The organism is Pseudoalteromonas sp. AS84 (genome assembly GCF_038900255.1).
Classification (GTDB): domain Bacteria; phylum Pseudomonadota; class Gammaproteobacteria; order Enterobacterales; family Alteromonadaceae; genus Pseudoalteromonas.
Window position 1 is genome coordinate 203,558 of the sequence record NZ_JBBMQY010000004.1, and the last position, 12,870, is coordinate 216,427.

11 protein-coding genes are annotated in these 12,870 nt (G+C 38.9%); all 11 read right to left on the reverse strand.

Annotated elements, in window-relative coordinates; translation table 11 throughout:
• Window positions 1-8: 8 nt before the first annotated feature.
• Window positions 9-3,191, reverse strand: a complete 3,183-nt coding sequence (locus tag WNY79_RS06685) for a PilC/PilY family type IV pilus protein (RefSeq protein ID WP_342875436.1) — start codon at window positions 3,189-3,191, stop codon at window positions 9-11.
• A gap of 1 nt (window position 3,192) precedes the next feature.
• Window positions 3,193-3,696, reverse strand: a complete 504-nt coding sequence (locus WNY79_RS06690; protein WP_024589418.1) for a hypothetical protein — start codon at window positions 3,694-3,696, stop codon at window positions 3,193-3,195.
• Window positions 3,684-4,679: a PilW family protein gene (locus WNY79_RS06695; RefSeq protein ID WP_342875437.1), complete on the reverse strand. Its 996-nt coding sequence runs from the start codon at window positions 4,677-4,679 to the stop codon at window positions 3,684-3,686. Before WNY79_RS06695 ends, WNY79_RS06690 begins: the two co-directional genes overlap by 13 nt.
• 1 nt (window position 4,680) lies before the next feature.
• Window positions 4,681-5,241, reverse strand: a complete 561-nt coding sequence (pilV, locus tag WNY79_RS06700) for a type IV pilus modification protein PilV (protein ID WP_024598444.1) — start codon at window positions 5,239-5,241, stop codon at window positions 4,681-4,683.
• Window positions 5,242-5,424: 183 nt separating this feature from the next.
• Window positions 5,425-6,126, reverse strand: a complete 702-nt coding sequence (locus WNY79_RS06705) for a LytTR family DNA-binding domain-containing protein (RefSeq protein WP_342875438.1) — start codon at window positions 6,124-6,126, stop codon at window positions 5,425-5,427.
• Entirely contained in the window at window positions 6,123-7,157 is a 1,035-nt protein-coding gene (locus tag WNY79_RS06710; RefSeq protein ID WP_342875439.1) for a histidine kinase, read from the reverse strand. The genes WNY79_RS06705 and WNY79_RS06710 overlap by 4 nt, the downstream gene beginning before the upstream one ends.
• A gap of 39 nt (window positions 7,158-7,196) precedes the next feature.
• Window positions 7,197-8,126, reverse strand: coding sequence for a 4-hydroxy-3-methylbut-2-enyl diphosphate reductase (gene ispH, locus WNY79_RS06715; RefSeq protein ID WP_294115461.1), 930 nt, complete (start codon window positions 8,124-8,126; stop codon window positions 7,197-7,199).
• Window positions 8,126-8,566 (reverse strand): FKBP-type peptidyl-prolyl cis-trans isomerase, encoded by a 441-nt coding sequence (fkpB, locus tag WNY79_RS06720; protein WP_002958231.1) that lies wholly within the window; start codon window positions 8,564-8,566, stop codon window positions 8,126-8,128. Before fkpB ends, ispH begins: the two co-directional genes overlap by 1 nt.
• Window positions 8,563-9,063, reverse strand: a complete 501-nt coding sequence (gene lspA, locus WNY79_RS06725) for a signal peptidase II (RefSeq protein WP_007376920.1) — start codon at window positions 9,061-9,063, stop codon at window positions 8,563-8,565. Before lspA ends, fkpB begins: the two co-directional genes overlap by 4 nt.
• A gap of 12 nt (window positions 9,064-9,075) precedes the next feature.
• Window positions 9,076-11,904: an isoleucine--tRNA ligase gene (ileS, locus tag WNY79_RS06730; RefSeq protein ID WP_342875440.1), complete on the reverse strand. Its 2,829-nt coding sequence runs from the start codon at window positions 11,902-11,904 to the stop codon at window positions 9,076-9,078.
• Window positions 11,905-11,909: 5 nt separating this feature from the next.
• A complete protein-coding gene (gene ribF, locus WNY79_RS06735) occupies window positions 11,910-12,860 on the reverse strand; it encodes a bifunctional riboflavin kinase/FAD synthetase (RefSeq protein ID WP_076925461.1) in 951 nt (316 codons plus the stop codon).
• Window positions 12,861-12,870: the final 10 nt, after the last annotated feature.

Below are 12,870 nucleotides of genomic sequence, written 5' to 3' on the forward strand. Positions count from 1 at the left end.
TAATTTCCTTAATTATTAACTTCGTCATTTTCTTCACGTTTATAGATATATGTTTGTTGGGTTTTAAAGCCAAATCCTACAGCATCGTCATTAACTAACACAACTTTACCATCAACGACAGTTAAACCAGGACCTTTTATTTCTACAGGTTTCATTGGATTTTCCGCATTTTCACCCTTAATACCCGGCCCAATTAAATAAAACTGACTTTCTTGTATTACGTCAACTGTTGGGTCGTCATCACATTTACCATCGCCATTACCATCTACACATGAAGGGCTTTCACCAAAGTATAACTGAGGTGTATCTGGTACATCATAGCTGGTTGTAAATTTAAGGTCGTCATACACCTTAGTACCGTAATGTAAGTGAAAAGCGTATAAAGAACCACCACCACCACTTAGCGAACATTGATTTTCAGTCGATGTATCTGATGCAGGAGTGAAGCTTGTAAAATAAGCAACACCTCCAACTACGGTAGCAGCAGCTAATGACTTTTCACCCGCTCCTAACTCATATCTCCAACCATTAAATTTAGCTAAATCGACTTCCAAATCAACAAAATCATCAACGTCATCTAGAGCATTGCCAAATGGATCTGAGTTCATTTGCATCAAATCAGCAGGTACAATAGTATCTGGAGCATTCGTTTTATACGATTTAGTAACCGTATTTTCATCTCTGATCATAAACAATTGATCTTTTTCATTGGTGCCAGTTGGTTTTGAGCGATTACCACTGCCAATAACTATCGCATCATACGGTGTATCTAAGCGAGTTATAACGGTACTACCATTAACTGTTGACTCGCTTACTTTACTATAAATTGTGCGTGCTACGAGTGGTTTATAGAAAAAGCGTCGGTCCTCAGTTGCTTTATTACTACCAAGCTCAGCTAATTTAAAGTGGCTAAACTCGCTAGTATTACTACCAGGCATATCTATACGCCAAATATCTCCACCTGTATCTGCCGCATAAATTCGGTCTATATATCCATCATAATCTGAGTCGAGTGTCGTTATATTAGCCGCAATACTGTGTTTACCTTTAAAGCCATTAATATCGGGTGTTAATGCCCACACCCTTTTACCGGTTTCAGCTTCAACAATATAGATACCTCGCCCTATATTATCTTCACTACGTATAGCGGCGTCTTTATTAGTGTCATAACCAGCACCAAAAACTAATAAGGGTTTATCCCCAAAGGCTTTAATGTAGGCTATTTGTGGCTTTGACCATGTTTGCGCAAGCTCTTTAAAATCACCTTTACCACCTTCGATTGGAGCGTCCCATAATTTTTTCGGTATATTCGGGTTTGTTATGTCAAGTCCATAGTAATTTTTACCACCGCGACGCATTCCTGCAAAAGCCCACACTTTATCGTCGCCACTCGCATCAATAATACCGTCATTTAAACCATCACTATTTAAGTTTTTATTATCAAAGTAAATACTAATAGGACCGTCCATACCATATACTTTCGTATCGGCTTGATTTTCACGTAGAGGTTCAATAATGTTGTATAAAGCAGACGGTATAAATGCCCAACTTTCACTTACGCTATCATCTGAATCCTTAAACATATGTAAAAAGCCAGCATTAGTTCCTATTAAAACTCGAATATCATCATTACCATAATCGATTGCAACAGGTTTAGAATGCAGAGGATCACCGAAAATGTCTTTACGTTGATCAACGCTAGAACCATCAGCATCTTCATCATCAACGTCTATACCCATAGCCCACTTGATATCATTGCTCGATAAACTTAGCGGATTGTTATCGACTAAATTGAGAATATCACTCACAACTGAGGTATTGAAATTTACTATAGAACCCTGATTATCAGTGTATAAATTACGACTATCTGAATCTAATGTTGTTAAATGAAGGTTAACACCGCCTTGTGCTACTAAGTTACCATCTGCGAGCTCATCGCTTGGTAACCAAAAAGTTCTTGCACTTTCATCTATTAAGCCACTTTCATCAAGTGCCGAAAGCCCTTTAGAGTCAACAATTTGACTTCCAGATACTTTTAACTTTTTTAGATTACCGCGCCAACGAGCACCCGTTTCAGGGTAAAACATCGCGAAATAAATAGCATCACGACTACGAGTTTGATCTACGTTATTACTAGCTACTGACGGCGAAGAAAAGCTATCGTTTACTTCTCTAATTCTCGAAATCGTATTTTTTAATGCCTCTGATAAAGCTTCTGAAGTTCGCGCTTCTAAGTACTGCCCACCACCAACTGATGCAGCTTTCTCTAGCAAGTCAATGCCGCCATCACTCATTCCTGTACCAAAGCCAATGGTGAACACTCTGCCAGTATCTAATACATCACTTGTATCGGAGTATAAATCTACTTTTGTATTATTTGTTCCGTGTATTATTTTTGCTAAAGCAACTAAATAACTATCAGAATAATCACCAGTTACAAAAGGAGCTGAATCACTAAATAAGTTATTATGGACCGTTTGTATATAATTATTTCGTCCACTATCGTTAGTAGGGTCACCATCTGTCATCAAAATAATATTAATTGAGTTATCGCACCTGAGAGGGTCTCCTGCTTCTTTTTTAAATGGTGACTTATAAGTGCCACTCGCATCAGCAGCTTTATCTCTGTTATTAACCCCGTATCCAAAGTCAAGATTTTGACCAGTAATATATCTATATGCCTCCCATAATGTTTCAGTTAAAGGCGTTGCGCCACTTGCAGGTAAATCGTCAACTTCATTGAGTAGAGTGTTTTTGTTAGCACCAAGCCTTGCTAATACATAACCACCTGAGCTTTCTTTAAATCTCATTAAACCAAAGTCAATATCATCATTATCGGTAATAAGTTGGCTAACTGCATTTTTTGCCACCAATAAGCGACTATCCTCACAAACAGCTTGAGCATATCCATTTACAGATTTATAGCACTGTTGTGTATAATTGAAATAAGTCTGGCTTTTAAAACAATCAGATGTATAAAACTGTCCATTTTGATAACGGCGATAACACTGGCCACCATCTACAACATCCCAAGCCATACTCCCTGATGTATCAAATATCATTAACACTCTTGGATTTTCGTCTGTCTCTACATCATGATTTACATAAAGCTCAATATCCTCAGCGAATACCGACATACTTATTGTTAAGCCAAGCAAAGAGGCTAACACTTTGTTTAATTTAAATTTCATCTTAAATCCCCTTGCTTACGCTGGCCATTTCTTGTGCTATACCTGTAACAATAGTTAGTTCATGCTTACTTTTAGATCCATATTCTATTGTGGTGGCGACCTGCAACATATTGCACGATATACCTGCTGTAAAATTAAAACGTCGAGGACACTCTAAATCTAGCGCCCCCTTGTTCAGGTTAGTCATTTTGCTTTGCATATCTGCATGATTTGCAATCACCATACCTTTGTCATCACCATCCGCGATTGCAGTTACTTCATCTGGAGTCAGGAAGAACTGATTATTAGCGCCTTGATTTGCCTCATCAGAGATCATGCGCTGCACTTCACCAATGAGTTCATTTTCGGCTACTTCGCGCTCTTGTGCTGCATTGGTAATTTTAATATCAATACTACTACTGCTCATAAGTGTTACAGCAATACCGGTCACTGCAATAACCATTATTAAAGCTGTAATTAGAACTACACCTTGCTGTTTTTTTTGTGATTGTTTTAAATACGCCATAAATTTGATCCAACATTATTTAATCGAATAGTAGTAGTAAATACAGTACGTCTGAAATTATCGGTAAATGTTAATACACGCTTATCTTCATCTTCACCTAATGTATAAGTTTGGTTTTTAATTTTAACTCCTGGATCTGGCTGCAATGCGCGTATTAATAAAAATACCTGAACAGTTAAAATACCTTTACGATTTTCCCAATCTGTATGCTTCATATCTTGAATACTTCGGTAGGTATCTACACGATTGTCACTGTTAGTATCAAGACCAAAAACAAACCGCATATTCTCAACACCTTCCATAATAGTTTCTGTGTTGATATTTCCAGCAACCAGGCGCTTTCTCATTAATGCAGGTACAGTTAAATTCTTATTATTAACTTTATAAGTTTGTTCTGATAGATAATAAACATGATGGCTATAAGGCCAAACAGTTGCATTAACATTAAGAGTTGCAGCGTTAACCGTTCCACGGAGAAATTGAGCTTTCTCTTGCTCAGCTACAAAGTAATTTTCATCGGCCTGAGTCTCATTAGTTACTGCACTAACTGTTAAACTCTTGCCTTGTAAAAATTTTAATTGAATAATATCAGTGCTTTTAATCGGATTATTTAGACAGTTAAGCTCTTTTGATTCGCCAGCAACCTTTGCGTAAATAGTTCTAAAATTACTAGCTGTAGCAAAATCAGGGAAACTCCCATTATTTAATCCTTCAAAACAGTCTGTTCCAGGGTTTGCTAGTGTATCTGTGTTTATTGCGGTGAACGAATCGTCATAATAAGTTCCCCAAAAGCCAATTTGTTCAATATCACGTTGCATAATGTTAATTGCAAGGCGCCCTGATTCTTGAAGCTCACCAATAGTCATCGTATCTTTAGTGGTTACTTTCATTCCTATATAGGTAAACATAACGCCACCTAGTATTAATCCACCAATAAATAATGAAATCATCATTTCTACAAGTGTAAAACCTTTTTGCTTCATGTTAGCTCCTAAGGTAAATATAACTAGTTAAAACAACTAAGCGGCGCTTTTTGTCAGCCGTTCCACACTTTATAGCGCCAGTAGCATCATTTGCATTAAACTCTTGTCGACCTTGCCACGAAACAATTACTTCTAAATTAAATGCTTTACCACCCGAACCAGCAACTGCGGTAGGTGCAATACATACGGTAGCACCATCTAAAGTTCCCGTATTTTCTCGAGCTCTTATAGCTCTTTTCCACTGCTCAAGATCTAGGGCTGCAACTTGCGCTGCGCTACAAGTGTTTGTAAAGCACGCCTGCGAGGTTGTAGTAGCAGTTTCACTATCAAATGTCTGTGTATATAGTCCCGCTATTTGAGGAGTATCGTTGGCACGAATACGCTGCACAATATCATTACCAAGTGCAACTGCAGCAGCTCGCTGCATAGAATCAAAGCTTGCTTGCTTTGCTTTTGCTTGCAAGGCAACTGCGCCTAACAGGCCAAAACTAAGAATAATAAATGCAATTAACACTTCAATTAGAGTGAAGCCTCTTTGCACTTTTGTTTGAGATGACTGCATAGTAAAACCAAATAAAAATTATCTGATTATAAGTTTATGCTATTTATTTTAGGAATCAATGAGGACTAAGACAAGCGGTTATATTTGTTGATAAACGGTTAATTAAATCGACTCATTCAACAAAACAGTAGTAATTAAGCGTAAATGCATTTAAGTCAGAGGCAACTTAATTGCAAAATAAGTCTAAAGCGTATTTTTAACTAATTTAAGCTCGCGGCGGCTCACAGGTAATAACTCGCTGCACCCTTGCAGTTCAATCACATGATGCCCATTCCCTTTTGAATGCAAAGCAATTACTTTTTGTTTATTAACTACTGTATTGCGATGAATTCGCAAAACATATGTGGGATATTGCAGCTCTAATTGCTTTAGACTTTGCTCAAGCAAAGCTTCTCCACCGGAGAATATCATTTTGGTATATTTTTCTTCTGCACTAAAGTACAAAACATCATTTATATCAACACTACGAAGGGTGCCCGCTAATTGATAAGACACTTTTACATTTTTTTGTTTTTGAATATGTACTTTATTTAAACGCCCAACTTGCTTAAGCACCTTTTGCAATGATTGCTCTGAAATAGGTTTAACTAAATAACCTGCAGCGCTTAATTGTAGTGCATCAAAAGCATGCTCAGGGTGGGCAGTTATAAAAACAATAGCGGGCGGTAGAGTTAAACTATTGAGCTCATTCGCAACTTGTAAACCATTCATACCGGGCATATCAACATCTAAAAAAATCAAATCTGGCGTTTGATTTTTAGCAAGTACTAGGGCTTCATTACCATTACTTGCCTCACCTTGTACAACTATACTTTTATCGTGTGCTAACAAACGGATTAAGCGAGATCTCGCAAGAGGTTCATCATCAACAATGAGTACATTCATACACTGCCCTCAATTAGCTTAGGGATAACGACCTTGACCCTAAACACATCATTTTTATTAGTAATTGTTAGCTGCGCTTTATTTTTATAATAAATATTTAATCGCTGGCGAATGTTTTCAAGCGCCATTCCGTTATTAGGCCTAGTTTGAGCGTTAGAAATTGTTATAGGGTTAGAAACAATCATAGTTATATAGCCGGTAGTGATATGTAGCTCTACTTTTATTTCTGCACCATGCTCACTTGTTTCAACACCATGGCATACTGCATTTTCAATTAATGGCTGCAGGGTTAAGCAAGGAATACTCAATGCCGGCAGTGCATTGGGTATTTGCCAATCAACTCTTAAGCGATTACCAAACCGCCATGTTTCAAGTGCGATATATTGCTTGCTCAGCGTTATTTCATCTTCAAGAGATACATTTTTTCCCGAGTGCATTGCAGCCTGCGATAAGGCGGCTAAAGCTAAAATGGCTTGCTCTGCCGCATCTGCATCATGATGGGTAAGCTCTGCAGCAGTGTTTAAACTGTTATATAAAAAATGAGGACGTATTCTAGCTTGTAAGGCATCAAGTTCTGCACGAGAGAGTGCTTTAGTTTGTTGCTCTTTTTCAAAATGAATTAATAAAAACTGAACGAATAAAGCAGCCAGTAAAGCCACTATAATACAATTGCGAAGTGTGAAATAAATTAGGTTATTTGTATCATCTATATCAAAAGCAAAATGAGAAAATAAAATACTAAAAATACAGGTAGATAATAAAAAAGAGGCAAAAAGTATACTTAACTGAAAAGTTTGAGTACGTTTTTGTAAAAAAGCTCTACAAAAATATAAAGAAGAGGTACCGAATAAAACAATTAAATGCATAAACAAGCTAATGATCCCAAGCCGAAGCCAAATATCTCCTTCTACATTAGGTGCAAAAGCTAAAACAATAGCAATAACTTGAGAAACAATAAGCGAAGCTAGTACGCCTCGCTCATTAAAAAGAGCCGAAAAAAGCAAACCATCATTTTGAAGTGACTTGCTCATAACGACTCTCCTTTAATCTAAATGTTTAATATATTTAAATTAACGTAGCTCTACAGGAACAGCAAAAACGATATTCTCTATCTCGCCCGGGTTTTCAACAACTTGCGTACCACCAAGTTCTTTTAATCGGCTTATAACTTGTTGTACGAGTACTTCTGGCGCAGATGCACCCGCAGTTACGCCTACAGCTTTAGAACCCGAAACCCATTGTTCTTGTACATCAGTTGCATCATCAATTAAATAAGCAACTGTGCCCATTTTATCTGCAAGTTCACGTAAGCGATTAGAGTTAGAGCTATTTTTAGCGCCAACAACTAATAGCACATCAACTTTATCAGCTAAGTCACGAACAGCGTCTTGACGATTTTGCGTTGCATAACAAATGTCATCTTTACGCGGTCCATCAATTGATGGAAACTTACTGCGTAGTGCATCAATAACATCTGCGGTGTCATCAACTGAGAGTGTTGTTTGGCTGCAATAAAAAAGATTTTCAGCATTTTTTACATTAAGCGCAACAACATCATCAACGGTTTCAACAAGATAAATGCCACCGGCTGAGTTATCATATTGTCCCATTGTTCCCTCTACTTCAGGGTGGCCATGGTGTCCAATTAAAATACACTCAATACCTTTACGACTCGCACGTGTAACTTCCATATGTACTTTAGTTACAAGCGGACACGTTGCATCAAATACTTTTAAATCACGACGTTTTGCCTCAGAACGAACAGCTTGCGATACGCCATGTGCGCTAAAAATAACAATGCTGTCGTCAGGTACTTGATCAAGCTCTTCAACAAATACCGCACCACGACTTTTTAATCCATCAACCACATAGCGGTTATGTACTACTTCATGGCGCACATAAATTGGCTTTTCAAAAATATCTAGAGCGCGCTCAACAATACTAATAGCACGGTCAACACCAGCGCAAAAGCCGCGAGGATTAGCTAGTAATATTTCCATTAGCCTTCCACCTCAATAATATCAACTTCAAACGTTAAACGTTGGCCAGATAAAGGGTGATTAAAATCAATCGTTACCGACTCACCTTGCACTTCGCGAACTAAACCTGGAAGCTCAGTGCCATCAGGTTGAGTAAACGCAATAATTGCACCTACTTTGGCTGGTGTTTCTGGGCCAAATTTACTGCGGTCAACGTAGTAAATATTATCTGGATTTGGCTGACCAAAAGCATCTTCAGGTTCTAATTCAAACGTTTTACTTTCGCCTGCAGTTAAACCTAATAAACACTTTTCGAAGTTTGCCGTTAAGCTGCCATCGCCCATTGTTAATTTAGCAGGTTTGTTGTGCACCTTGGTAGAATCAGCGGCAGAGCCATCTTCTAATTTAATAGAAAAATGGAAAATAACTTGCGAGTTTTCACCAATTACAGCTTGGCTCATGCTTTATGCTCCTTCGGACTCTCGCCGGTAAAGGCGTCAAATAACAATAACGCTGCGCCAATACAAATAGCGCAATCAGCAATATTGAATACCGGAAAATGTGAGTCTTTGTAAAATACGTGAATAAAGTCGATTACATAACCATACGCAATACGATCGTATAAATTACCAATAGCGCCTGCAAGTACCAGTGCATAAGCACCGCATAGTACTTTGTTTGTTGCAGGTAAGCGTTTTAGCCACCACACAAGTAAAGCACTAATAGCAATGGCAATCGCACTTAAAAACCAACGCTGCCAACCACCCGCTTCACTTAAAAAGCTATAAGCAGCACCATAGTTATGCACATAAGTAATACTAAAAACAGGGAGTAAGTTTATCGACTCTTGATAAGCCATAGTCCCTACAACAAGTGTTTTACTGGCAAAGTCTATTACTAATAGTAATAGACTCAACCAAAGCCACACTAAACCACTTTTTTGGGCTAGTTTGCTCACTAAGAATAACTCCTAAGCGAATTGACGCTTTTCGCCTTCGCCGTCAACATTACTTACACAACGACCACAAATTTCAGGATGAGCAGGATTAACACCTACATCTTCACTGTAATGCCAACAACGCTCACATTTAGCAGCATCTGTTGCAGCAACACTAATGAACAAACCTTCAATTTCGGTAGCTTGTGTATCAGCTGGCTGACTATCAACTTCAGAAACATTTACGGCAGATGTTAATAATACAAAACGCAGTTCATCACCAAGCGCATTTAATTTAGCGGCAAGCTCTTTACCAGTAAATAAATTAACCGTTGCTTGAAGCGTTGCACCAATGACTTCTTCTTTACGTGCAGCTTCTAATAAGCGGTTTACTTCGTCGCGTACTGTTAAAATCTCTAACCAGTCATCGTTACTAAATTGGCTATTTGTTGGCGCTTGTAAACCATCGTACCAAACAGATGTAAATACGTAGTCACTACGCTCACCCGGTAAAGCCTCCCAAATTTCTTGTGCGGTAAAGCTCATAATAGGTGCCATCCAACGCGTCATTGCTTCTGCAATATGATAAAGCGCTGTTTGACAAGAACGACGTGCATGGCTGTCACTCTTAGCTGTGTACTGACGATCTTTAATTACGTCTAAATAGAACGAACCAAGCTCACCTGTACAGAAGTTCATTAGCTTTTGCGTTACTAATAGCATTTGGTAGCTATCGTATGCGGCTAAAATTTCGTCTTGCAACTGAGCAGCACGACCAACAATCCACTTATCAAGCTCAACCATGTCATTAATAGCCACTTGATCTGTTTTTGGATCAAAACCATTTAGGTTAGCTAGTAAGTAACGGCTCGTGTTACGAATACGGCGGTAGCGATCGGCAGAGCGTTTAAATATTTCATCCGACACAGTCATTTCTGCCGTGTAATCGGTAGAGGCAACCCATAAACGAAGAATGTCGGCGCCTAGTTTATTCATCACATTTTGTGGTGAAATAACATTGCCTAATGACTTAGACATTTTGCGGCCGTTTTCATCAACAGTAAAACCATGGGTCAATACTTGGCGGTATGGTGCATGACCATTAATAGCCACTGATGTCATCATTGATGACATAAACCAACCACGGTGTTGATCAGAACCTTCAAGGTATAAATCAGCTGGACCAACCAAGTCTTCACGTGCGTCTACAACACATGCGTGTGAAACACCTGAGTCAAACCATACATCTAGCGTATCTTGCACTTTCATGTATTGCTTGGCATCTTCATCACCAAGTAATGTAGCTGGTTCTAAATCGTACCATGCCTGAATACCTGATTTTTCAACTAGCTGTGCAGCTTGCTCAATTAGCTCTTGAGTATTTGGATGAAGCGCACCGGTATCTTTATCAGCAAACAATGCAATTGGCACACCCCAAGTACGTTGGCGAGATATACACCAATCTGGGCGGCTTTCAACCATGTTTGAAATACGGCTTTCGCCCCACTCTGGCAACCACTGCGTGTTTTTAATTTCTTTTAAAGAATCTTGACGCAAGTTAGCCTGATCCATACTTACAAACCATTGTGGTGTAGCACGGAAAATAATGGGTGTTTTATGGCGCCAACAATGTGGGTAACTATGAGTTATAGCATGATGATGCATTAATGCACCGTGCTCTTTTAATACTTCAATTACGCTCGCATTTGCTTTAAATACATGCTGACCTGCAAAAAGTTCAGTATCTGGTAAATAAACACCATTAGCGCCAACAGGGTTAGCTACTTCAAGGTTGTAATTTAAACCAGCCACGAAATCTTCTTGACCATGTCCTGGTGCTGTATGTACAACACCGGTACCTGAGTCAGTCGTTACGTGTTCTGCAACAATCACGGGTACATCAAAATCATAAAAAGGATGGGCTACAGTTAAGTTTTCAAGTGCAGCACCTTTTACATAACCTAATACGTGAAAGTGATTAAAACCAAAGCGGTCCATTGCATCTTTAACAAGCTCAGAGCCTAAAATTAGACGTTGTTGTACGCCTTCATCTTCAACCTGCACCAATGCATATTCTAAATCGGCATGCACAGCTACTGCGCGGTTTGCTGGAAGCGTCCACGGTGTTGTTGTCCAAATAACAGTACCAACACTGCCTTCGCCTTTATGACCATCAGCCAAATCAAATGCACTCACAACAGCATCTTGATCAACAAATGTAAAACGTACATCAATCGCTGGTGATTGCTTGTCTTGGTATTCAACTTCTGCTTCTGCTAATGCAGAACCACAATCTGTACACCAATGCACAGGCTTAGCACCTTTATGCAAATGACCTTTTTCAATAATACGACCAAGTACACGAATTGCATTCGCTTCAAAGTCAAAGTTCATTGTTAAGTAAGGCTTATCCCAATCTGCAAATACGCCTAAACGTTTAAAATCAACTTTTTGACCTTCAACTTGTTTTTTAGCGTATGCACGGCATTTTTCACGAAACTCGCTCGCGGTTACTTTTACGCCCGGCTTGCCTACTTTTTTCTCAACCATTAACTCGATTGGTAAACCATGACAATCCCAACCTGGGACTAATGGTGAATCAAAGTCAGATAATGTTTTAGACTTAACAATAATGTCTTTTAATATTTTATTAACTGAGTGGCCTAAATGGATATCGCCATTTGCATACGGAGGGCCGTCATGCAAAATAAAGGTCTTTTTACCTTTCTTAGCGCTGCGAATTTGACCGTACAGGTCGTCTTCATACCATGCTTTAAGCATTTTTGGTTCACGTTGTGCCAAATTGCCACGCATTGGAAACGGTGTTTCCGGTAAGTTCAAAGTATGTTTATAGTCGCTCATTTATCCTACATTCCGTCTCTATCGGCTACCTGATTTAAACCAAAACACTGCTTAGCGGCAGCAACATCAGTTGCTATTTGAGCCGTTAATTGTGTTAATGTCTCGAATTTTTTTTCATTGCGAAGTTTTTTTATTAACTCCACATGCATAAATTGTCCGTAAATATCCTGTGCAAAATCAAAAAGGTGAACTTCTAATAATGCACGAGTTCCATTAAATGTCGGCTTATTACCTACATTTGCAACTCCAAAAATCTGTTTTCCTGCAATCGTTGCTTGCACTGCAAACACCCCGTTGACAGGACACACTTGGCGTTTTAGGGCAATATTTGCCGTTCTAAAACCGAGTTCACGTCCTCTTTTCCAGCCGTGTATAACACGCCCAGAAATAGCATAATCGTGACCAAGCATTATTTTAGCACTTGCTAAGTCACCAGATGCCAAAGCATCTCGTATTAAAGTGCTGCTTACTCTAGCATTTAATTGACGAAAACTCGCGGTGCTTTTTACGTCCATGCCAGCTTGCTTGCCCATGCTAGCAAGTAAGTCAAAGTTACCTTGGCGCTGCTTCCCAAACTTAAAATCATCGCCAACAGTGAGAGCTTTAACACCTAACTTTTTAATCAAAATATCATTAACAAATTGCTCAGCATGCATGTTTGCAAATTGCTGATTAAAGCTAATGCAAATAACTCGCTCAATACCTAAATCACGAAGCAAACGTAGCTTATCTCGTAAGCGCGTTAGCCGTGCTGGTGCATTGTTTTTAGCAAAAAATTCTTGTGGCTGGGGTTCAAATAGCATTACAGTGCTAGGCAAACTATGCGCTTTAGCATCACTAAGTAAGCCTTTTAATACTTCTGCGTGGCCTAAATGAACACCGTCAAAATTACCAATAGTTAACACACAACCAAAGTGGTGTGGGCGAATATTGTGTATACCTCTAATTAACTCCATGCCACCTAAT

Excerpts from the sequence above, each read along its gene's own strand:
- ribF (WP_076925461.1), bottom strand. The coding sequence starts at position 12,860 with ATGGAGTTAATTAGAGGTATACACAATATTCGCCCACACCACTTTGGT.
- pilV (WP_024598444.1), bottom strand. The coding sequence starts at position 5,241 with ATGCAGTCATCTCAAACAAAAGTGCAAAGAGGCTTCACTCTAATTGAA.
- fkpB (WP_002958231.1), bottom strand. The coding sequence starts at position 8,566 with ATGAGCCAAGCTGTAATTGGTGAAAACTCGCAAGTTATTTTCCATTTT.
- ileS (WP_342875440.1), bottom strand. The coding sequence starts at position 11,904 with ATGAGCGACTATAAACATACTTTGAACTTACCGGAAACACCGTTTCCA.
- WNY79_RS06705 (WP_342875438.1), bottom strand. The coding sequence starts at position 6,126 with ATGAATGTACTCATTGTTGATGATGAACCTCTTGCGAGATCTCGCTTA.
- WNY79_RS06690 (WP_024589418.1), bottom strand. The coding sequence starts at position 3,696 with ATGGCGTATTTAAAACAATCACAAAAAAAACAGCAAGGTGTAGTTCTA.
- WNY79_RS06695 (WP_342875437.1), bottom strand. The coding sequence starts at position 4,679 with ATGAAGCAAAAAGGTTTTACACTTGTAGAAATGATGATTTCATTATTT.
- WNY79_RS06685 (WP_342875436.1), bottom strand. The coding sequence starts at position 3,191 with ATGAAATTTAAATTAAACAAAGTGTTAGCCTCTTTGCTTGGCTTAACA.
- ispH (WP_294115461.1), bottom strand. The coding sequence starts at position 8,126 with ATGGAAATATTACTAGCTAATCCTCGCGGCTTTTGCGCTGGTGTTGAC.
- WNY79_RS06710 (WP_342875439.1), bottom strand. The coding sequence starts at position 7,157 with ATGAGCAAGTCACTTCAAAATGATGGTTTGCTTTTTTCGGCTCTTTTT.